The following is a 22,094-nucleotide window of genomic DNA, read 5'->3' as shown; positions in this document are numbered from 1 at the left end:
CGCTAGCCGCAGCTGAACTCTTGGTTGATCACACCGGCGAGCGGTGCAAAGCCCTGCATCTGCGGCGCACCCCAGGCGAGTGCCCAGGCGATGGAGCGCACCTTCGTTGCGTCGGAAGGCAGGATGCCGTCCGTCGGCGCCGCCTTCCACTCGTCAGCAGTGCCGGGCACCGCCGGGACGGCAGGAACGGCCGGGACCTCCGGGGACCCGGTGCCCGGGATGGGCAGACCGGTGTCCGGGTCGATGCTGTCCGGCACCGCGGGGATGGCGGGCGATCCGGGGCTGCCGGGCACGGCCGGCCTGCCGGGCACGAGGTACTCGTATCCGGTCGCGGTGACCGCGGCCGCGGAATTCTCGGTTCCCTTCCCGCTGACTCCGAACGTGAGCGTCTTGCCGGGGATGCACGCGGCGAGCGTCACCGCGTCGAGCCTGACCTGCCAGGCCTTGTTCGGGTTGGCGGCCGTCACCGGAGTGGGCTGGCTGCAGCGCTCTGTGCTGCCGACCACGCAGTACCGCACCGAGATCTGCGGGTCCTGGCCCCAGCGGTCACTCGGGTATCCGCTGAACACGACTTCGTGGCCGGCAGGGGTCGTGGCCGTGCTCGTCGGTTTGTCGATCGTGAACTGGCCGTTCGTTCCGCTGACCGTGTAAGTGAAGCCGCTCGGGGCGTCCGGCTGCGCCCAGGTATAGGCCGAGCCGAGCCCGAGCTGCGCGTAGCCGAATCCGTTGGAGTGGCACACCTCGACGTTGTAGGTGGTGAACGGGGTCAGACCGCTGATCGTGCTGCTCGTCGAGGAGACACTGCCGTTGCCGCTGACCGTGAGGTTGCGGCCGTTCGCGTCGACCCGGCAGGCGGCAGTCGCCGGGGCAGGCGTCGCAATGTAGAGGGTGACCGGCGTGCGCGTGCTGTTGTTGGCCACGCCGGTCGCCTCCGGCGCCGTGATGGTGCGCTCGCTGGCCGATAGCTGGCCGCCCGCGTTCACGCTCGGCAGCCCGGCGATGCTGACGCCGACCGAGCCCTGCTTGTCGGCTGGGCCGGTGCCGCTCGGGCGTTCGATGCTGCTCAACGGTTGGATGACCACCGTGTTCGGGCCGACGGGAAGTGCCAGCCTGAACGTCGTCGCCCCGCTGCCGGCGGTCGACACCGGGAATCGGGTGCCGTTGACCAGGTAGGCCTGCGTGCTCGGGTCCGAGTTCGGGATGCTGACCTCGGCGACGCCCTGCACGAGGGTCGTCCGCGTCGCGTCGAACACGGGCTCTGCGGTTGCCTCGCCCATGCCGGGAACGGCATATGCCCACGCCGTGGTGCTGACCGACGCGAGTGAGCGGCCTGCCGCGTTGATCGAGCGCGCCTCGTAGAGCGCCTTGTCGCCGTTCTTCATGCCGGTGAGCGTCGGGCAGACTCCGGCCGGGGTGCAGGAGGCGACCTCGACACCGTCGCGCAGCACGACGAAGCCCTGCAGCGTCGGGTGTGCGGTGGTGGCGGGCCCCGGGGTGATCGCCAGCGTGATGCTGCCACTGTCGTAGGCCACCTGGCTGATGGCATCCGGCGCCCGCGGGAAGCCCTGCAGGTCGAGGGTCACCGAGCCGTTGCGCTCGGCGGCACTGCGTTTGCCTTGCGCGTCCGCGACGACGAAGGTGGCCTGGCAGACACCGCCTGGCGAGTCGTTGGCCCAGCTGGCGCGCACCTGGCTCGTGCCGTCCACCGCGAACGAGACACCGGCACAGCTGGAGACCACACTCACCGACACCAGGGTGAGCGGGGTGTTCGCGAAGGCGTTCGCCTCACCCGGCGCGCCGATCACAGGGATCAGGCAGCTGCTGCCTGCGGCCTGGCTGCACTCCTGGGCGACGGTGCCGCCCTTGGGCAGAGCACTCGGCGCCGGCCCCACGCGCAGCGCGAGCACGGCGGGCGGAGTGTCGGGATAGCTGCTCAGCCGCACCGTGACGGGGGTCTCGCGGCCGGGCACTGCGGAGTCCAGCGCCTGCACGCTGAGCCGGGAGCCCTCCTGCGTCACCACGAACTGGTCGTTGGCATGCTCGACCACGAACACGAGCGACGCGGGGTCTGGCTTGCCCTGCCAGTGCACCATCTGCTGCAGGTCGTAGCTGACGGCCGCGGCTCCGGGGCTGGCGGTGACGGCGGCCGGGCGAAGCTCCGGCTGCGGGTCGCGCGGGGTGACCTCGATCGGAACGGCCAGGTGCGTATAGGCGTCGCTGCCGGCCAGCCGCACCGGAACGACACAGGAGTCGGTCCAGGGTTGCCCCTCCCCTGCGTCATAGCGGATGCGGCTGCCGCTCTCTGCCACGCAGGTGCCACCAGGACGCTGGCCGGACGCTTCGACGGAACCCCGGCCGATCTCGAGCACCTCACCGCTCGGCACACCCACCAGGGTGGCCATGTCGAAGCGCAGCGCCTCGGCCTCCTTGACCTTCAGCGGGGCGAGGCCCGGCTTCAGGGCGAGGATCGCCTCGTGCACGGCCGGGATGCGCAGGAAGCCGTAGCTGGTGACCACGTCGCCGGCGAAGCTGGTGCCGGTCAGCGCGAACGGCAGCAGCAGGCCGGCATCCGGGGCCGTACCACGCAGCTTCCACCCGGAGGCCTGCACGCCGTGCGGGTCGCCCCAGATGCTGAGGGTGAGCCCGCTGACATCGCCGGCTGTCCAGGAGACCTTGCCGCTCACGACATCGATGCCCTGGGCGAAGGCGGCGCGTTCGTCGAGGGTGAGGACGGTGTCGACGATGACGGGATGGTCGGGGATGGACGCCCGCACCACCGTCATCACGATCAGGCCGACCCCGATATCGCCGCGGCTGTTCTCGACCGTGTAGGTGAAGGCCATGGTGCCCGGTTCCGTGCCGGCCTTCAGCACAACCGCGTTCGGGTCGTCGCCGTTGACCGAGAGAATGTGGGTCTGCAGGTCGCTGTATTCCTGGCTGCCCTGCACCGCGTCGGGCAACACACCGTTCAGGCTGAGCACGCCGCCGGTCGGGTCGATGTCGTTGGCGGCCGGGTGCAGCACCACCTGGTTTGCCTGGCCCGCCTGCACCTGCACGTAGTCGCTGAAGGTGATCGGGCTGGGGTCGGACTGCGCGTCGAGCACGCCGATGCGCACGGTGGCGCTGCCGGTGTCGCCCTGGGCGTCGCGCACCCGGTAGTCGAACTGCACGGGGCCGCGGAAGCCCTTGACGCTGGTGTAGACGATGCTGTCGCCCGTCGCGGAGATCGAGGCTGATCCGCTCGCGGGCTGGGTGAGCACACGGTCGAGCAGCACCTCGTCGCCGTCGGGGTCGATGCCGAAGCTGTCGAACGGGATGCGCACGGTCTCGCCGGAGAGCACCCGGCCGGTCAGCGTGCGCGGCACCGGCTTCTGGTTCTCGCCGTCAGGGGTCACGGTGACGGTGACCGCGGCAGTGTCGGTGAGTTCGGGGGCGCCGGACGTGGAGATCGTGTAACGCAGCTCGTATTCGCCCGGCACGTCAGGGGCCAGGTAGCGCAGGATTGAGCCGGCGGCGAAGGCGAGCCCCTCGCCGGACTGGTTCACGATCGAGTCCGGGTTCAGCACCATCCGGTTGCCGTCCGGTGCCAGGTCGTTCTTGAGCACCGGGATGTCGATCTGCGTGCCGGCGCGCACCACGATGCTGTCGGCCGCGGCGATCGGCGGCTGCGGCGTCGGTGCGGGCAGCAGGTAGACGCTCGCCTCGCCCTCGGTGCGGAAGCGCGGGTCGCCGGTGCCGTCCGAGACGGTGTAGCCGACGACGCCGAGCAGCCCGGGCTGCTCATCGGCCGTCGTGCCGCGCATGCGCAACAGGTTCTGCCCGACGAGGCTCACCTCGAGCGCCGCACCGGGCACCGGGCGCGGCAGCGGCTCGCTGACCAGCAGCACCCGGCCGGCCGGGTTGGAGACGGCCGAGAACACGTCGACGGTCGCGTCGGCCCGTGGCCGCACGAACACGGTCACCGGGGTCGTGCTGAGCGATGCGGCATCCTGGGCGACGACGGTCACCCTGACGAAGGACTGCACCTCGGCGACGGCGTCGGCCAGCGAGAACCGCACGACGTACTCGCCGGGGTTCGCCGCCGTGAAGTCAAACGTCGATGCGCCGCTGTTGACCGTGACGACGGCGCCCTGCGCGGTCGGCGGCGCCGTGGCGGAGACGATCCGGTAGCTTCCGGTGACGCCGTCCACGAAGGAGTCCGGGTCGACGGTCAGCGACTCGCCGACCGCCGTGCTCAAGGCGAACGGGGTCGCGGTGAGCCGGGGCGACGGGGTGACCAGAATCGAGAGCACCCGTTCGCTGGTCGCGCCCCGGGTGTCGGAGACGGTCACCAGGATCGCCACGGTGAGCGGCTCGTCGAGGGCGGGGTTCGGATGCCGGTACACCACCTCCCCCGCTTGCGTCGTGCCGACGCTGCCGATGCCGCTCTGGTTGAGCGCCGCGGAGACGAACAGGGGGTCGCCGTCCGGGTCGACCCAGCCGGGCAGCACGGGCACCGTGACGGTGCCGCCGGGCGCCAGCTCGGGGCTCGGCCAACGGGCGAGGCAGCCCTCTGTGCCGCACCACACCGGCGCAGAATTGCTGAGCTCGTCGTGCACGGTGAGCGTGACGGTGGTCGGCTCGGAGTTCAGCCCGTCGGCGCGGGTGCCGTCGGTCACCGCGTAGCTGAACGTGGCGCTGCCCGTCGCGTCCGGAGCGACGCGCACCGCGATGCTCTGCGACTGGTCGGTGAGGCTGAGGGTGCCGAACTCGGGCGGCAGCGCGGTGAGCGAGCTCGGCATCACGGTGAGCACGTCGGTGTTCGGGTCGTGGTCGTTCAGCAGAACCGGCAGCACCGCCAGCGCTCCCGCCCGCACCCCGAAGGAGTCGGGCTCGGCGACGGGGGGCTTCGGCTCCAGCACCTCTGCGGTCTGCTGCTCGTCTGTGCTGGTCTGCTCCTGCTCGGCGGAGAGCACGCCCCAGTCCTGCGAGCTCGGCACCAGTGCACCGTCGGGCAGCGTCCAGACCCAGCCGCTCTGCGTGTCGTTCAGGATCAGTCGCGCCCCGTTGCTCTGGAACACCGGCTGGGCGTCCTCGCTCAGGGTGCGCGCGCCGAAGTCGAGCGCGCGGGCGGCGCTGTCGCTGCTCCACAGCGTGCCCTGCGCGGTGCCGCTCGGCAGCCAGGCCGCCCACGCGATGCCGTCGAAGACGAGGGGTTTGGCCGGCACGCCGAGTCGGGCGCCGACGGCGCCAGAGGTGTCGCCGAGCACCCGCTCGACCGTGGCGGTACGCACGTCGATGCTGGAGAGCCCGGCGTCGTCGGCGATGTAGAGCAGCCGGCCGGCCGAGCTGGGCGACTGCACGACGAACTGGGCGGACACCCCGGGGTCGATGGCGCCCTCCCGGTCGCGCAGCCACAGGCTGTCGCCGTCCTCGGCGAGCAGCGCCCAGCTGTCTGCGACCTGGCTGAGCTGCGGAGTGCCCTCTGTCGGCCCGTCCGGAACAGGGTCGAAACCGGCGACGGCGGCATCCGGCACCGAGTAACGCAACACGCTCTGCTCGGCGGACGAATAGCTGAGCAGTGTGCCGTCTTCGCCGAGGGCGATGGCGTCTGAGCGGTAGAAGCGGCGCTCAGCACCGTCGGTCAGCGGGTCGGCGGCGTACGGGTCGACGGCGAGCGGGCTGCTGGCCGCGCCGTCGCTGATCCTGGCCACGAAGATGCTGCCGGTGTTGGTGCGGTAGGCGATGGTGTCGGCCGCGCTGACCACCTGAACCGTGCCGGTGGGCGTGTGCTCGTAGTCCGTGTTGGCCGCGTCGAAGTCGACCGGGCGCACCGCGTCGATGTCGGCGAGGCGCTCGTTGTTCTGGGCCAGCAGCAGCGTGTGCGCCGCGTTCTGGGCGAGGGCGCTCGGGTTGCGCACGGTTTTGATGGTGTCGAGCTCGCCGATCTCGGTGTTCACCCGGGCGTACCGGTTGCCGTCACCGCTCTGCAGAGCCCAGATCGAGGCGTCGTTGACCGGGGTCTGCTTCACATCGAAGCCGGCCGCGATGACGGCGGCACCGACCAGCACGGCGCCGATCACGCCCACGGCGATGCCCTGGAACAGGGAGCGCGGCAAGCGGCGGCGCTCCGTCCGGCTCACCGCTGCACTCCTGCCGGGATGCGGCGCATCAGAACAACCTCAGCGCGGCCATGCCGGCGACAGCCAGGCCGACGCCGACCCCCACCGCCGCGGCCAGTTTGAGCCACAGGTAGGAGGGCTTGGCCCGGGCGACGGTCGTTCCGTCGTCGCTCGGCTGCGGTGCGGCCTCCGGCGGCCGGGCGGAGCGTGACCGCGCTCTGGCGCGCTCCCTGGCGCGCGAGCTCTCACCCAGAACCGGGGCGACGACCGGTTGGCGCATGAGCCGGTTGTCGAAGTCGATCGGGGCGCCGGCGGCGGCCCACTCGTCGACGGCCACCTCCAGCGCGGTCGGCGTGAGGCCGATCTCGGCTTGCACCGCCCGCAACAGCTCTGCGCAGTCCTTCATGGTCTTCGGCCGCTTGCGCGGGTCGAGGCTCATCATCTGGGCGAGGGCGGCGTTCAGGCTGGCCGGCACGTCGGGGCGGGTGATCGGCGCGTACTTGCCCCGACGGATGCGCTGGCGCAGTTGCTCGGTGGTGACCTTGGCGCCGTCGGCCGGTTCGAACGGGGTGCGCCCTGCCAGCAACGAGTAAAGCGTCGCGCCGAAGCCCCACACCTCGCTGGCCACGGTTCCCGTCGTGCGTTCCTCGACCACCTCTGGCGCGCTCCACGGCACGCTCATGGCGAAGAGCTCGGCGGCGCTGGAGTGCGAGAGCGAGCTGGCGATGCCGAAGTCGCTGAGCACGGCCGCGTTGTAGGCGGTGTGCAGGATGTTGGACGGCTTGATGTCTCGGTGCAGCACCCCGGCGCGATGCGCGGTCTCCAGCGCGCTGGCGATGCGCACGCCGACCTCGAGCGCGTCCGGCGTGCTGAACGGGTTGCGTCGGAAGCGGCCGGCCGGGCCGTTCGGGCAGTACTCCATCACCAGGTACGGGCGGCCGTCGGCCGAGATGCTGGCCGAGTAGACGGTGAGGATCGAGGGGTGCGAGCTGAGCCGGGCCATCACGTCGGCCTCGGCGTTGAACATGCGCAACACCTCGGCATCCACGACGCTCTGCAGCAGCACTTTGACCGCGACCGAGCGGCGCGGCAGGTTCTGCTCGAACAGGAACACGTCGGCGAAGCCGCCGGCGCCAAGCGGGCGCACATAGGTGAAACCGGAGAGCACGGGCGGGGTCGAGGGGAGCCTGCTGGCCATAGCCGAGCCCCCGTTCCATCACGTTGTCTGACTGAGAGAGTCTCAGTCGGAGCCTGCCAGGCGGTATCCGGGCCCGGCAGCTGCCCGTCCCTAGCCTAAATTACAGATGCTCAACTCATACATTCGGCTCCCCGCGCGGCACGGTAATGCTTCCGCGTGGCCGGGCGGAAACACAAAGGCTCCGGATGCCGCGTGAAGCGGCATCCGGAGCCTTGTGTTGAGCGGCTACAGGCTAGCTGTAGTTGCCCGGGGTGAAGTCGTCCGAGCTGAAGCTGTCGAAGTCGACAAAGCTCAGGTCACCCTCGTTGAACGATGCATCGTCGGTGAAGATGCGGTTCGGGTAACGCTCGGCCTTGGCCTCCTCCGTTGCCTCGACGGTGACGTCGCGGTAACGGGGCAGACCGGTGCCGGCCGGGATGAGCTTACCGATGATGACGTTCTCCTTGAGGCCGACCAGCGGGTCGCTCTTGCCTTCCATGGCCGCCTGCGTCAGAACGCGGGTGGTCTCCTGGAAGGAAGCGGCCGACAGCCACGACTCGGTCGCCAGCGAAGCCTTGGTGATACCCATGACTTCCTGACGGGCCGAAGCCGTCTTCTTGCCCTCGGTGAGCGCAGCACGGTTGAGCTCGTTGTACTTCATGCGGTCGACGAGCTCGCCGGGCAGGAGGTCGGTGTCGCCGTGGTCGACGACGGTGACCTTGCGCAGCATCTGGCGAACGATGACCTCGATGTGCTTGTCGTGGATCGGAACACCCTGCGAGCGGTAAACGCCCTGCACGCCGCCGACGAGGTGCTTCTGCACCTCGCGGACACCCTTGACGCGAAGAACTTCCTTCGGGTCGAGCGTGCCGACGATGACCTGCTGACCGAGCTCGACGTGCTGGCCGTCCTCAACGAGAAGCGTGGAGCGCTTCAGGACGTTGTAGACGATCGGCTCGTCACCCGAGTCGGGGGTGAGGATCACGCGACGGTTGCGGTCGGTGTCTTCGATGGTGATGCGGCCAGGCGCCTCAACGATCGGCGACGCACCCTTGGGGGTACGGGCCTCGAAGAGCTCCTGCACGCGGGGCAGACCCTGCGTGATGTCATCTGCGGATGCGGAACCACCGGTGTGGAAGGTACGCATCGTCAGCTGGGTTCCGGGCTCACCGATCGACTGGGCCGCGATGATACCGACGGCCTCACCGATGTCGACGAGCTTGCCGGTCGCGAGCGAACGGCCGTAGCACTTCGCACACACACCAACAGCCGACTCACAGGTCAGGACGGAGCGCACCTTGATGCTGCCGACGCCCTTCTCGATGAGCATGTCGATCAGAACGTCACCGACGTCCTCACCGGCCTCGGCAACGACCTCGCCGGCGGCGTTGACCGCTGCTGCGGCCAGGCTGCGGGCGTAGACCGCGTTCTCGACGTTGGAGTCGCGAACCAGCACACCATCAACCTCGGCCGCGATGGGCAGCTCGAGGCCCTTGCCGGTGCCACAGTCGTCTTCACGGATGATGACGTCCTGCGACACGTCGACGAGGCGACGGGTGAGGTAACCGGAGTCTGCGGTACGCAGAGCGGTGTCGGCCAGACCCTTACGAGCACCGTGAGTAGCAATGAAGTACTCGGCGACGGACAGGCCTTCGCGGTAGCTCGAGATGATCGGGCGAGGGATGATCTCACCCTTCGGGTTGTTCACAAGACCACGCATACCGGCGATGTTACGAACCTGCAGCCAGTTACCACGAGCACCAGAGGTCACCATGCGGTTGATGGTGTTGTCCTCGGGGAAGTTCGCGCGCATGGCCTCAGCGACGTCTTCGGTCGCCTTGGTCCAGATCTTGATGAGCTCCTGACGACGCTCGAGGTCGGTGGTCAGACCCTTGTCGAACTGGCTCTGGACCTTGGCAGCCTGCTTCTCGTAGCCGGCCACGATCTCGCGCTTGTTCGGCGGGGTCAGGATGTCGCTGAGCGCAACGGTCACGCCCGAGCGGGTAGCCCACTTGAAACCGGCATCCTTGATGTTGTCCAGTGCAGCGGCAACATCGACCTTGGCGTAACGCTCGGCCAGGTCGTTCACGATCTCCGAGATGGTGCCCTTGTCGGCCACCTTCTCGAAGTACGGGTAGTTCGCCGGCAGCGCCTCGTTGAAGAGGGCGCGACCCAGCGACGTGTTGACCAGGACGGTTCCGACAGCCTTGCCGTCAACCAGCTCGACACCCTCGGGCTGCGTGCCCTCGGCGAAGTGCTGGTCGGTGAGGCGGATGCGCACCTTGGCGTTGAGGTCGAGCGACTTCTGGTCGAAGGCGAGGATCGCCTCAGAGACAGAGGAGAACGCACGGCCTTCGCCGACGACACCATCCTTGACGGTGGTGAGGTGGTGCAGACCGATGATCATGTCCTGGGTGGGCAGGGTCACCGGGCGGCCGTCGGACGGCTTCAGGATGTTGTTCGAGGCGAGCATCAGGATGCGGGCCTCGGCCTGGGCCTCGACCGACAGCGGCAGGTGCACAGCCATCTGGTCACCGTCGAAGTCGGCGTTGAACGCAGCACACACGAGCGGGTGCAGCTGAATGGCCTTACCCTCGACGAGCATCGGCTCGAAGGCCTGGATGCCCAGGCGGTGCAGGGTGGGTGCGCGGTTCAGCAGCACGGGGCGCTCGCGGATGATCTCCTCGAGCACGTCCCAGACCTGCGGGCGTGAACGCTCGACCATGCGCTTTGCAGCCTTGATGTTCTGAGCGTGGCTCAGGTCGATCAGGCGCTTGATCACGAACGGCTTGAAGAGCTCCAGCGCCATCTGCTTGGGCAGACCACACTGGTGCAGCTTCAGCTGCGGGCCGACGATGATGACCGAACGGCCGGAGTAGTCAACGCGCTTTCCGAGCAGGTTCTGGCGGAAGCGACCCTGCTTGCCCTTGAGCATGTCGCTCAGGGACTTGAGGGCGCGGTTGCCGGTACCGGTGACGGGGCGTCCACGACGACCGTTGTCGAACAGTGCGTCAACGGCCTCCTGCAGCATGCGCTTCTCGTTGTTCACGATGATCTCGGGGGCACCGAGGTCAAGCAGACGACGCAGACGGTTGTTGCGGTTGATCACACGACGGTAGAGGTCGTTGAGGTCGGAGGTCGCGAAGCGGCCACCGTCCAGCTGCACCATCGGGCGCAGCTCCGGCGGGATCACGGGAACCACGTCGAGCACCATGGCGGCCGGCGAGTTGCCGGTTGCCAGGAAGGAGCTCACCACGCGCAGACGCTTGATGGCGCGGATCTTCTTCTGACCCTTGCCCTCGGTGATCTGCAGGTGCAGGTTCTCGGCCTCGGCGGCCAGGTCGAAGGCCTCCAGGCGCTTCTTGATGGCCTCGGCGCCCATGTAGGCCTCGAAGTACATGCCGAAGCGGTCCTGCAGCTCGTGGAAGACGGAGTCTTCCGGCTTCAGGTCGCCGACCTTGAGGTTGCGGAAGTCCTCCCAGACACGCTCGAGGTGGGCGATCTGCTCGTCCGCCGCCTTACGGGTCTGGTTCATCTCCTTCTCGGCTGCATCCTTGGTGCGCTTCTTCTGGTCGCTCTTGGCGCCTTCCGCCTCCAGGGCGGCGAGGTCTTCCTCGAGCTTGGTCAGACGCTTCGCGATGCGCGAGTCCCGGCTGTCGCCGATGGTCTTGATCTCGAGGCGAAGCTCGTTCTCAAGGCCGGGCGAGTCCTGGTGGCGTCCGTCTTCGTCTACGTCGATCACCATGTAGGCGGCGAAGTAGATGACCTTCTCGAGGTCCTTCGGCGCCATGTCCAGCAGGTAGCCGAGACGCGAGGGAACACCCTTGAAGTACCAGATGTGGGTGACGGGGGCGGCGAGCTCGATGTGGCCCATGCGCTCACGGCGCACAGACGACTTCGTGACCTCTACGCCACAACGCTCACAAACGATGCCCTTGAAGCGAACACGCTTGTACTTGCCGCAGGAGCACTCCCAGTCACGGCTCGGTCCGAAGATCTGCTCACCGAACAGACCATCCTTCTCCGGCTTGAGGGTGCGGTAGTTGATTGTCTCGGGCTTCTTGACCTCACCGTGCGACCAACGACGGATGTCGTCGGCGGTAGCCAGACCAATACGAAGCTCGTCAAATGTGGTTGCGTCGAGCAATTTCTCTCCTTGGAAATTTCCAGAAGTCATCTAAAAGCCAGCCTTAAATCTCGTCAACGGAGGACGACTCGAACCGGGCGGAGATGTTGATGCCGAGCTCTTCCGCAGCGCGGAACACCTCGTCATCCGTGTCGCGCAGGCTGACGGCAGTGCCATCAGCAGAGAGCACCTCGACGTTCAGGCAGAGCGACTGCATCTCCTTGATCAGAACCTTGAAGGACTCGGGGATGCCGGGCTCCTGGATGTTCTCGCCCTTGACGATGGCCTCGTAGACCTTGACGCGGCCGAGGATGTCATCGGACTTGATCGTGAGGAGCTCCTGCAGTGCGTAGGCGGCGCCATAGGCCTCGAGGGCCCACACCTCCATCTCACCGAATCGCTGTCCACCGAACTGCGCCTTACCACCGAGCGGCTGCTGGGTGATCATCGAGTACGGGCCCGTCGAACGCGCGTGAATCTTGTCGTCGACGAGGTGGTGCAGCTTCAGGATGTACATGTAGCCGACAGAAACCGGCTGCGGGTACGGCTCGCCGGAGCGGCCATCGAACAGCAGGGCCTTTCCGGTGCGGTCGATCAGGCGGTCGCCATCGCGGGTGAGCGTCGTGGAGTCAAGCAGACCCTCGATCTCTTCCTCGGACGCGCCGTCGAATACCGGCGTCGCGACCTTGGTGCCGGGGGCAGCCTCGTGAGCCTGCTTGGGCAGCTTCTTGGCCCAGGCGGGGCTTCCCTCAACCTTCCAGCCCTGCTTGGCGACCCACCCAAGGTGGGTCTCCAGCACCTGACCGAAGTTCATTCGACCGGGGATACCGAGCGGGTTCAGGATGATGTCGACGGGGGTGCCGTCAGCAAGGAAGGGCATGTCCTCGACCGGAAGGATCTTGGAGATGACACCCTTGTTGCCGTGGCGACCGGCGAGCTTGTCACCCTCGGTGATCTTGCGCTTCTGGGCGATGTAGACGACGACGCGCTGGTTCACACCAGAGCCGAGCTCGTCATCCTGCTCGGAATCGAAGACCTTGACACCGATGATGGTGCCCTGCTCGCCGTGGGGAACCTTGAGGCTCGTGTCACGGACTTCGCGGCTCTTCTCGTTGAAGATCGCGCGCAGCAGGCGCTCCTCGGCGCTGAGCTCGGTCTCACCCTTCGGCGTGACCTTGCCAACGAGGATGTCGCCGGGGCGAACCTCTGCACCAATGCGGATGATTCCGCGCTCGTCGAGGTCGGCCAGCAGCTCCGGGCTCACGTTCGGAAGGTCACGGGTGATCTCTTCCTTGCCGAGCTTGGTGTCGCGAGCGTCAACGTCGTACTCCTCGATGTGAATCGAGCTGAGAACGTCATCCTTCACCAGGTTCTGGCTCAGGATGATGGCGTCCTCGAAGTTGTGACCCTCCCACGTCATGAACGCGACAAGCAGGTTCTTGCCCAGGGCAAGCTCACCGTTGTCGGTCGCGGGGCCATCAGCAATAACCTCGCCGGCCTCGATGCGGTCACCCGCGGAGACGACGACACGGTTGTTGTAGCTGGTGCCCTGGTTGGAGCGGTCGAACTTGCGCATGAAGTAGCTCTGCGTGCCACCCTCGTCGAGCTGGATGGTGACGGCGTCAGCCGAAACCTCAGCGACGACACCGGACTTGTCAGCGGTGACTACGTCACCAGCATCGATGGCCGCGAAGCCTTCCATACCGGTACCGACGTACGGGCTGTCGCTGCGCAGCAGCGGCACAGCCTGACGCTGCATGTTGGCACCCATGAGGGCGCGGTTCGCGTCATCGTGCTCGAGGAACGGAATCAGCGAGGTTGCAACCGAGACCATCTGGCGCGGGGAGACATCCATGTAGCCAATTGCGTCGTGTGCGAAGAGGTCAACCTCTCCGCCCTTCTTGCGAGCAAGAACGCGGTCCTCGGCGAAACGACCGTCAGCCTTCAGCGGGGCGTTGGCCTGAGCAACGATGTACTCATCCTCTTCCATCGCGGTCAGGTAGTCGATCTGCGCGGTGACGACACCGTCGACGACCTTGCGGTACGGCGTCTCGATGAAACCGAAGGAGTTGATGCGCGCGAACGATGCGAGCGAACCAATCAGACCAATGTTCGGGCCTTCAGGCGTCTCAATCGGGCACATGCGGCCGTAGTGGGACGGGTGAACGTCTCGAACCTCAACACCGGCGCGGTCACGGGACAGACCACCCGGGCCCAGCGCGGAGAGACGACGCTTGTGCGTCAGACCCGCGAGGGGGTTGTTCTGGTCCATGAACTGGGACAGCTGGCTGGTTCCGAAGAACTCCTTGATCGCGGCGACGACGGGGCGCACGTTGATCAGGGTCTGCGGGGTGATCGCCTCGATGTCCTGCGTGGTCATGCGCTCGCGAACGACGCGCTCCATGCGGGAGAGACCGGTGCGGACCTGGTTCTGGATCAGCTCGCCGACGGCGCGGATACGACGGTTACCGAAGTTGTCGATGTCGTCGGTGTCGATGCGCAGGTCAACAGCCTTGCCCTGACGGGTGCCACGGATCGTGGTCTGGCCGTCGTGCAGCGAAACGAGGTACTTGATCGTCGCGATGATGTCCTGGACGGTCAGCACCGAGTCGGTCAGCGGGGCCTCGAGGCCGAGCTTGTTGTTGATCTTGTAACGACCGACCTTGGCCAGGTCGTAGCGCTTCGGGTTGAAGTAGAAGTTGTCCAGCAGCGCACGCGCGGCCTCGGCGGCAACCTGCTCGCCCGGGCGGAGCTTGCGGTAGATGTCCTTGAGCGCCTCTTCCTTGGTGAGGATGGCGTCCTTCTCGAGGGTGAGCTCGATCGATGCGAAGCCCTTGAACTCCTCCATGATCTCTTCGGAGGTGAGTCCGAGAGCCTTGAGGAACACGGTGACGGACTGCTTGCGCTTGCGGTCGATGCGAACGCCGACCTGGTCGCGCTTGTCGATCTCGAACTCGAGCCATGCACCACGGCTCGGGATCACGCGGGCAGAGAAGATGTCCTTGTCGGAGGTCTTCTCCTGCTGGCGCTCAAAGTACACACCGGGCGAACGAACGAGCTGGGAGACGACGACGCGCTCCGAGCCGTTGATCACGAAGGTGCCCTTGGGGGTCATCAGCGGGAAGTCACCCATGAACACGGTCTGAGTCTTGATCTCACCGGTGAGGTGGTTCATGAACTCGGCGTTCACGTAGAGGGGCGCAGAGTAGGTCTTGCCCTTCTGCTTGCACTCGTCGATGGTGTACTTCTCAGGCTCGAGCTCCGGGTTGGTGAAGCTGAGCTGCATCGTTTCGCCGAGGTCCTCGATGGGCGAGATCTCCTCGAAGATCTCGTCGAGGCCGGTGTGCTCCGGCAGGTCTGTACGACCCTCGGCCTTTGCCTCTGCAAGACGAGCCTTCCAGGCGTCGTTACCGACGAGCCAGTCAAAGCTCTCGGTCTGCAGAGCCAGAAGGTCAGGGACCGTCAGGGTGTCAGTGATCTTTGCGAACGAGAGACGCGATGCGGCGCGACCGTTCTTGGGTGTGTTGGTGGTTGCGTTGCGCGCAGCAGCCAAGGAAATAACCTCCGTGGACCCCGTCGGGTCGTTACGATCAGTAAGGAGAACTCCACAGACGCTCAATGCGTGGCGCCTCGGAAAACCGAGGAGACACAAGGCCGACCGCAATATGAGGGCATAGAAATGTCTGGGAGCGCAAAGATCAACTATAGGCGCGTTGGCGCGCCATGTCCAGCCAAATGTTGACCTGATTTGAATTCTCGGGTATAACGCAGCTTCGCCCTTCGGAGGCCTCGTTTCGCGCTCATGTGGCCTGTCGAAACCAGCCAAACCCCGGCAACCGTCCGCCCGATTCCGCGGATTCTGGCTGCCGCCTTTCGCGACGCTGCGCCCCGCGCCAGGGGACGTACCCTTGTGGCATGGGTTCACGGCGCGGCAATGACGACATCCCGAGCGTGACGCTCGGCCTCAGCGGGCACCTGGCGGAGATCGCGCCGGACGAATACGTCGACGGCGCCTACCAGCTGGTCGTCGACGGCACCCCGCAGTCCCACGTGAACATGGCCAACCCCGGCGAGCTGTTCTTCGAGTACATCCAGCGCATGGGCCACGTCATCGACCTGATCGGCGACCCGGGCGAGCCGATCACCGCGGTGCACCTGGGTGCCGGCGCGCTCACCATCCCCCGCTACGTGGAGGCGACCCGGCCGGGCTCTCGGCAGCAGGTTGTCGAGATCGAGAGCGACCTCGTCGAGTTCGTGCGCACCGAGCTGCCGTGGTCGAAGCGCGCGCAGATCCGGGTGCGGCACGGCGACGCCCGCGAGGTGCTCGGCAAGCTGCCGCCGGGCCTGCACGGCACCGTTGACCTCGTCGTCATCGACATCTTTTCCGGCGCGCGCACACCGGCCCACGTGACCAGCCGCGAGTTCTACGCCCTCGCCGCCCCGCTGCTCTCGCCGCGCGGCGTGATCCTGGTCAACGTGGCCGACGGCCCCGGCTCGGCCTTCGCCAAGGCGCAGGCGGCGACGCTGCGCTCGGTGCTGCCGCACGTGATCGCGATGGCCGAGGCGCAGGTGTTGAAGGGTCGCCGCTTCGGCAACTTCGTGTTCGTGGCGGCGCCGAACCCGATCGACACGGACTGGCTGCCGCGCCTGCTCGCGGGCGGGCCGCACCCGGCCAAGGTGATCGACGGGGCCGAGCTCGACGCCTTCGCGAACGCCGGCAGCATCGTCACGGATGACACGGCGACCGCCTCGCCACTGCCGGAACGCACCATCTTCACGCTGAAGCGCTAATCCGCGCCGGGCCGGCACCTCTGGGACACAGGTGGCCGCGGCGAGCGCGATGGCGGAGACTGGGTGGATTCCGGAAGACGGGAGGCGCCCATGAGCGGACCGTACACGCACCGCGGGCCCGGGGGCTCGCGCACGAGGTCGCTCGCCGCGCTGCCTGCCGCGCTGCCTGCACTATTACTGCCAGCGCTGCTGCTCGCCGGCTGCACAGCCCCGGCGCCGACTCCCCCGAGCACGGGTGCGACGGCGAGCGCCGAGCCGCGGCCGACGGCAAGCGCCCCGGCATCCGCTCAGCCCGTGCTCGTTCCGGTGCAGCCCAGCGGCGCGCCGAGTGTGGTCACCAGCCGGCTCGACGCGCCATGGTCGATCTTGCGCCTGACGGCGGCCGGCGTCGGCGCGCGCGCCGGGAGCGCGGTCACCACCGCCGACGGCATGGCAGTGCCGGATGGCACCACGCTCATCAGCGAGCGCGACAGCGCTGACGTGCTCGAACTGTTGGCGGACGGCAGCACACGAGTCGTCGGCACCGTGGCCGGGGTTGCGCCCGGTGGCGAGGGCGGGCTGCTCGGGTTGGCCGCCCTCGCGGCCGAAGCGGGCTCCCCCGGAACCTGGGTGTACGCCTACTTCACCAGCGACTCCGACAACCGCATCGTGCGGATGCAGCTGCAGGGCGCGCCGGGCGCTCTCGCGCTCGGCGCGGCCGAGCCCGTCACCGGCGGGATCCCTCGCGCCAGCAACCACGACGGCGGGCGCATCGCCTTCGGCCCGGACGGCATGCTCTACGCCACCGCCGGCGACGCCGGCAACCGTGAGGGCGCCCAGAGCACCGACTACCTCGGCGGCAAGATCCTGCGGATGAGTCCGACGGGGGCCGTGCCGGCCGACAACCCGTTCGGCAACCTGGTCTGGAGCCTCGGCCACCGCAACCCGCAGGGCATCGGCTGGGATTCCCGCGGGCGCCTCTGGGCCGCCGAGTTCGGGCAGGACACCTGGGACGAGCTGAACCTGGTGACCCCGGGCAGCAACTATGGCTGGCCCGTCGTCGAGGGGGCAGCGGGCGACCCGCGCTTCGTCGACCCTGTGCAGCAGTGGCCGACGGACGAGGCCAGCCCGAGCGGTCTGGCCGTGGTGAACGACACCGTGTTCATCGCGGCGCTGCGCGGCGAGCGCCTGTGGCGCTGGGTGCCGGATTCCGGCCAGCCGGCGACGCCCTGGTTCGTCGGGGAGTTCGGGCGCATCCGCGACGTCGCGGCCGGCCCGGACGGCACGCTGTGGTTCCTCAGCAACAACACCGACGGGCGCGGCGACCCGGGCATCGACGACGACAGGCTGTGGCAGGTGGCGCTCGCGCCGGCGCCCGGCTGAGAGGCGGCACCTGCGGACGGCGACCGGTCCGCGGGTGTGGCTGCGTGCGGGCCCGTCGCGGGTTATCGTGGAGGGAACACCCCGCCACGCGATAGCCTCGCGACGCACGTCTGGAAGACCCCCTGAGCATCATTCTTGGCTACGACCCCGTCACCCTGCGCGAGAAGGTGGACCTGCAGGCCGCCGAAGAGCGCCTCGCCGAACTCGCAGAGTTGCGCAGCCTGAGCGCGCTGGCCGAGCGCACCGCGCTGCTGCGGCTGCTCGGCCGTCTCGACGAGGCCTTCGAGGTTGCCAACGAGGCGCTGCGCCTCACCCGCTTCACCGGGGACCGCAAAGACAACGTCAAGGCCAGGCTGCGGCGGGCCCAGGTGCTGCAGTTCCAGGGCAAGCTGGTCGAGGCGGAATCTGAGATGTCGGCCGTCGTCGAGGATGCCGCCACACACGAGTGGACCCGCATCGAGGCCTTCGCCCGGCAGCACCGCGGCAAGGTGCACTTCGACGCGGGAGACCTGTCATCCGCCCTCATCGATTTCAAGGCGGCGGTGTTCCTGCGTGAGAAGCACGGCGCACCGGCCGACCTGATGGAGGCCTCGCTGACCTCGGTGCTGGTGGTCGAGTCGCTGCTCGCCGAGTCGATGATGGAGACCCTGCCGATCGCCGGCCGGATCTCGCTGAGCCGCTGAATATCGCTATTCCTCGGCGTCGGTGCCGCGCAGTATCCTCATGCCATGGCAGATCTTGACCGCGTGAGGCACTGGGCGAACGCGCTGATCGCCCTGCACCTCGACCCCGCCTGGTCGTTCGGCTTCGACAATGCGAAGAAGCGCGCCGGCCTCTGCAACTTCACCTCGAAGCACATCACCGTCTCGCGCTATCTGGCTGCCCGTTACGACGACGACGAGATCCATCAGATCCTGCTGCACGAGGTCGCGCACGCGCTGGTCGGCCCCCGGGCCGGGCATGGCCCGCGCTGGGCGGCGACCGCCCGCGAGCTCGGCTACGAGGGCGAGCGCACCCACCACGGCGAGATCGCCGACGAGCTCGCACCCTGGCTTGGCCACTGCCCCGCCGGGCACGCGCACTACCGCTACCGCAAGCCGGTGCGCGACCTCTCGTGTGGGCTGTGCGGCCGCGGGTTCTCTGCCGCCAACCTGATCTCCTGGGAGCACCGGGTGATCACCCCCGCGGCGCGGCGCCTCGCGGCTGCCGGTGGCAGGGTGCAGGGCGCGCAAGCCACCCTGGGTAACCCGATACCGTAGTTACATGGCAGTCGCGAGCGTTCAGATCCCACGGGGCAGTGGTTGACCCCGGTTGAGGGCACTCGCTGGTGGTTCGACTCCGGTTCCGCTGCGCTGGATTTCGCCTACACCGGCCCCCTCGTGGCCGACCCGGACGACGACTCCGGCGCCGGCGCCGAGCTGCTGCTGGGCCTGGATGATCTGCTCGGCTGGCTCGGCGAGCGCTTCGGCGAGGTGCAGGGCGTTCCGCGGCCAGGGGACCTCGAGGATGCTCGCGGGCTGCGCGACGCGATCGCCCGGCTGGCCGTGGCCGCCGCCGCGGGCGAGGAGCTGCCGGCATCCGACATCGACATCGTCAACCTGTTCGCGGCCACCCCCGACGTGCCGCCTGCACTCCCCGGTGGGAACCGCCAGGCCGGGCACGCCAGCGTGCGCGTTCCGCAGGCGCTCTCGACGCTCGCCCGGGAGGCGGTTCGTCTGTTCGGGCCGGAGGCCGGCGGGCGCATCCACCCCTGCTCGGCCGACGACTGCTCGATCATCTACCTCGACACCTCCCGGGCGGGCAGTCGGCGTTGGTGCTCGATGCAGCGCTGCGGCAACCGCGCCAAGGTGCGCAAGCACCGGGCGAAGGCAGCCGCGCAGGCCCAGTAGCGACCCGGCGGCTCAGGAGCGACGCGTCTCAGCCGCGCACAACGTCCGCCTGCTCTTCTGAATCAAGTACGCCGGCCGCGCGGATCTGCGCCGGTGCGACACCGGCCGCCACGAGCTGCTGCGCCGAGGCGCTGGCCGTGAGCAGGTGGGCGACGGCGCCGCGCAGACCGGTGAAGGCGGCGCAGCTGGCAGCGGCTTCCGGCGAGCAGTAGTCGGTGCCGAGGGTGGCCAGTGCGTCGATCACGGCGCCGGCAGCCAGCTGGTCCTCGACGGCGAAGCGCACGCCGTCGGTCTCCGACTCCCCCGCGGCGACGATCGCGATCATCGCGCGGTGACCGAGCCGGTGCTGCAGGTCGGTGATCCAGCGCGCCGTGGCGGCGGCGTTGCCGAATCCGGCGCGGAGCACGGGAATGTGCGGAGGAAGAGCGGCGGGCACCTCGGTCGGCGTCTGGGCAGGCGCCGCTGCGGCATCCTCGATGCCCTGCCGTGCGCGCCAGGCGGGGCCCAACACGTCGACCCAGACCAGCACGTCGGCGCCCGGCGCGATGCGGGCTGCACCGGCCAGGCCCCAGTCGAAGCGCACCTGGTACTTGGCCTGGGCGGTGGGGGCGGGAGGGATGACGGCTGCTGTGCTCACCGTTCCATGGTGGCATGCGTGACGCGCAGCGTCGCGAAAGGCGGCAGCCCAGTCCAAGGCAACCTGTGAACAGTTACCGGTGCTTGCCGGGTTTCGACAAGCTCAACCAACGGAAAACGGGTTTCGACAGGCTCAACCAACGGAAAACGGGTATCGACAAGCTCAAGAAACGGGGTGCGAGGTTTCGACAAGCTCAACCAGCGGGGGCTCAGCCAGCGGGGGCGGCTCAACCAGCGGGGCGGCTCAACCAGCGGGGGCGGCTCAACCAGCGCCGGCTCAGCCGAGGATGATGTCGAGCTCGACCCCGGCGCAGCGGGTGCGGGCGAGCTCGGCGAGCCGGCCACCGCGCACGGCGTCGCCGGTGGTGTGGCCGGCATCCGTGGACACAATCACTCGGCCGACGCCGTTGACCAGCGTGACGGGAGCGTCGAGGGCGCTGAGGCGCGGCATCAGCTGGCGTTCCACCGAGTCGATGAGCATGTCGAGTCCGGCGACGCCGACGAAGTCGCCGTCGATGTGCACGGGGGCCGCGACGGTGACCGTGTACTCGTCGCTGCAGAGGTAGTCGACGTGCGGCCCGGCCACGTGCGAGGCACCGGTCATCATCGGCACCCGATACCACTCGAAGTCGCTGTAGTCGATGAACTCCTTGTTGACCGACTGCGCGGCGAGCACCAGCTTGCCGCGGTCATCGCCCTGCCACCAGGACAGGTGGTTCCTGGCGCCGGAGAGCAGGTCGACGGCGGCGATGAAGCCGGCGCCGTAGACCCGCGCCTCGGCGAGCGCGAGCGCGGTGTGCGCGTGCGGCTCGACCAGCAGGTCGAGTTGGGCGGCGGTGAGCTGACCGGCGCTCCTGGCCTCGGCGAGCTGGCCGCCGAGGGTTTGGGCCGTCTGCTCGAGGGCGCTGATGGGGGCGCTGAAGTACTCGGACACGATCTCGGCCGCCCGGAGTGCCACGGAATGTGTCGTCGTCAACATGGCTTCGTGCTCCCGCGGTCGTCACAGCCTCGTAGCTGTGGTCGTCGGATCCTATCCAGAGAAGAGCACTCCGGGCCAGCTCAGGCCGGGCGCGACTGCATTTCGATGAGCGCGTCGATGACGGCATCCACCATCTGCTCTGTGGCCTCGACGGCGCCGGCAGCGTCGCCGCGCTCGACGGCATCGATGACGGCCAGCAGCAGGGCGCGTTGGGCACCGCGGTATTCGGCCACGGTGTCGACCAGGCGCAGCAGCGGGGATATCTCGGCCTGCAGGCGCATCTGCTCCCTGGTCAGTCTCGCCGACTGGCTGAGCGCGACCAGCTCGATCTGCACGTCGTCCAGGGTGCGCCGCCACTGCTCCAGGTCGGCCTCGTCGAGACGTTCGAAGCGGGTGCGCAGCTGCTCCACTTCGGTGGGCACCGCACGGCGGGCGGCGAGGCGCACGCAGGCGGCGGTGATCGCCGCGTAGTGGGCGCCGAGATCGCGCAGCGCCAGACGGGAGGAGTTGCGGAGCGATTCGAGCGCGTGGCTCAGCGGGTCGGCCCCCTCGGCGACGAAGCTGCCGCCGTTGCGCCCGCGCCGGGTGACGACGAGTCCGCGTGCCCGCAGGCCGAGCAGGGACTCCCGCACCGTGGCCGGGGCGACGCCGAAGGTGCGGGCGAGGTCGGACTCGGACGGCAGGCGTTCGCCGGCGCGGAGCAGGCCACCTGTGATGGCATCGGCGAGCCGCCGTTCGACGAGCTCGGCGCGGCCGGCATCCCCGATCGACTGGAACAGCGCGCCCTCGAGACGGCGCGGCGACGTCGGCCGATCTGCCTTCGGCTCTGGCACGACTCCCCCGTTCTGAACCGCCGCCCGACCTGCCCCCGCGTCAGGCGCGTGGGGCTCCCGTGTTCCGGCGGCATCCATCGGTCAATTCTCACACCGAACCGGGCACAAGTGCGCATTCGGGGCGTCGCTTCGCGCCCGGCTTGAAATATGACATCTAGTTCTATAGGTTAACACTCACCTTTGACTTCACCGCCGATCTA

12 protein-coding genes are annotated in these 22,094 nt (G+C 68.3%); 5 read left to right on the top strand and 7 right to left on the bottom strand.

Going from position 1 to position 22,094, the window contains the following annotated elements; translation table 11 throughout:
- Positions 1-2 precede the first annotated feature (2 nt).
- The 4 genes from AWU67_RS00855 to rpoB all read right to left on the bottom strand — a co-directional run bounded on the left by AWU67_RS00855 (position 3) and on the right by rpoB (position 14,957).
- Entirely contained in the window at positions 3-6,122 is a 6,120-nt protein-coding gene (locus tag AWU67_RS00855) for an Ig-like domain-containing protein (protein ID WP_067225595.1), read from the bottom strand.
- A gap of 28 nt (positions 6,123-6,150) precedes the next feature.
- Entirely contained in the window at positions 6,151-7,299 is a 1,149-nt protein-coding gene (locus AWU67_RS00850) for a serine/threonine-protein kinase (RefSeq protein ID WP_067225592.1), read from the bottom strand.
- 232 nt (positions 7,300-7,531) lie between these two features.
- Entirely contained in the window at positions 7,532-11,425 is a 3,894-nt protein-coding gene (gene rpoC / locus AWU67_RS00845; protein WP_067225590.1) for a DNA-directed RNA polymerase subunit beta', read from the bottom strand.
- A 43-nt stretch (positions 11,426-11,468) separates the two neighbouring features.
- Entirely contained in the window at positions 11,469-14,957 is a 3,489-nt protein-coding gene (rpoB, locus tag AWU67_RS00840; protein ID WP_067225588.1) for a DNA-directed RNA polymerase subunit beta, read from the bottom strand.
- A gap of 362 nt (positions 14,958-15,319) precedes the next feature.
- Between rpoB and AWU67_RS00835 the strand changes: the two genes are divergently transcribed.
- The 5 genes from AWU67_RS00835 to AWU67_RS00815 all read left to right on the top strand — a co-directional run bounded on the left by AWU67_RS00835 (position 15,320) and on the right by AWU67_RS00815 (position 19,446).
- The gene (locus AWU67_RS00835) at positions 15,320-16,195 is read left to right on the top strand and encodes a spermidine synthase (RefSeq protein ID WP_067225587.1); all 876 of its coding nucleotides are present in this window, start codon (positions 15,320-15,322) and stop codon (positions 16,193-16,195) included.
- Between the two features lie 294 nt (positions 16,196-16,489).
- Positions 16,490-17,557 (top strand): PQQ-dependent sugar dehydrogenase, encoded by a 1,068-nt coding sequence (locus AWU67_RS00830; protein WP_234407309.1) that lies wholly within the window; start codon positions 16,490-16,492, stop codon positions 17,555-17,557.
- 167 nt (positions 17,558-17,724) lie between these two features.
- On the top strand, positions 17,725-18,240 hold the full coding sequence (locus AWU67_RS00825; RefSeq protein WP_067225583.1) for a hypothetical protein: 516 nt from the start codon (positions 17,725-17,727) through the stop codon (positions 18,238-18,240).
- A 45-nt stretch (positions 18,241-18,285) separates the two neighbouring features.
- Positions 18,286-18,816 (top strand): SprT-like domain-containing protein, encoded by a 531-nt coding sequence (locus tag AWU67_RS00820; protein WP_067225582.1) that lies wholly within the window; start codon positions 18,286-18,288, stop codon positions 18,814-18,816.
- 42 nt (positions 18,817-18,858) lie between these two features.
- Positions 18,859-19,446 (top strand): CGNR zinc finger domain-containing protein, encoded by a 588-nt coding sequence (locus AWU67_RS00815; protein ID WP_067225580.1) that lies wholly within the window; start codon positions 18,859-18,861, stop codon positions 19,444-19,446.
- Between the two features lie 28 nt (positions 19,447-19,474).
- Here the strand turns inward: AWU67_RS00815 and AWU67_RS00810 are convergent, their stop codons facing one another.
- The 3 genes from AWU67_RS00810 to AWU67_RS00800 all read right to left on the bottom strand — a co-directional run bounded on the left by AWU67_RS00810 (position 19,475) and on the right by AWU67_RS00800 (position 21,894).
- Positions 19,475-20,083, bottom strand: coding sequence for a 2-phosphosulfolactate phosphatase (locus AWU67_RS00810; protein ID WP_067225578.1), 609 nt, complete (start codon positions 20,081-20,083; stop codon positions 19,475-19,477).
- Positions 20,084-20,359: 276 nt separating this feature from the next.
- Positions 20,360-21,061 (bottom strand): cache domain-containing protein, encoded by a 702-nt coding sequence (locus tag AWU67_RS00805; protein WP_067225576.1) that lies wholly within the window; start codon positions 21,059-21,061, stop codon positions 20,360-20,362.
- A gap of 80 nt (positions 21,062-21,141) precedes the next feature.
- Complete coding sequence (locus AWU67_RS00800) at positions 21,142-21,894, bottom strand: FadR/GntR family transcriptional regulator (protein WP_067225574.1); 753 nt, start codon at positions 21,892-21,894, stop codon at positions 21,142-21,144.
- Positions 21,895-22,094: the final 200 nt, after the last annotated feature.

This window comes from Microterricola viridarii, assembly GCF_001542775.1.
GTDB lineage: Bacteria > Actinomycetota > Actinomycetes > Actinomycetales > Microbacteriaceae > Microterricola > Microterricola viridarii_A.
This window is presented reverse-complemented; position numbering and strand designations above follow the sequence as displayed.

Coding starts and splice junctions, on each gene's coding strand:
- AWU67_RS00805 (WP_067225576.1), bottom strand. CDS start 21,061: ATGTTGACGACGACACATTCCGTGGCACTCCGGGCGGCCGAGATCGTG.
- AWU67_RS00835 (WP_067225587.1), top strand. CDS start 15,320: ATGGGTTCACGGCGCGGCAATGACGACATCCCGAGCGTGACGCTCGGC.
- AWU67_RS00820 (WP_067225582.1), top strand. CDS start 18,286: ATGGCAGATCTTGACCGCGTGAGGCACTGGGCGAACGCGCTGATCGCC.
- AWU67_RS00850 (WP_067225592.1), bottom strand. CDS start 7,299: ATGGCCAGCAGGCTCCCCTCGACCCCGCCCGTGCTCTCCGGTTTCACC.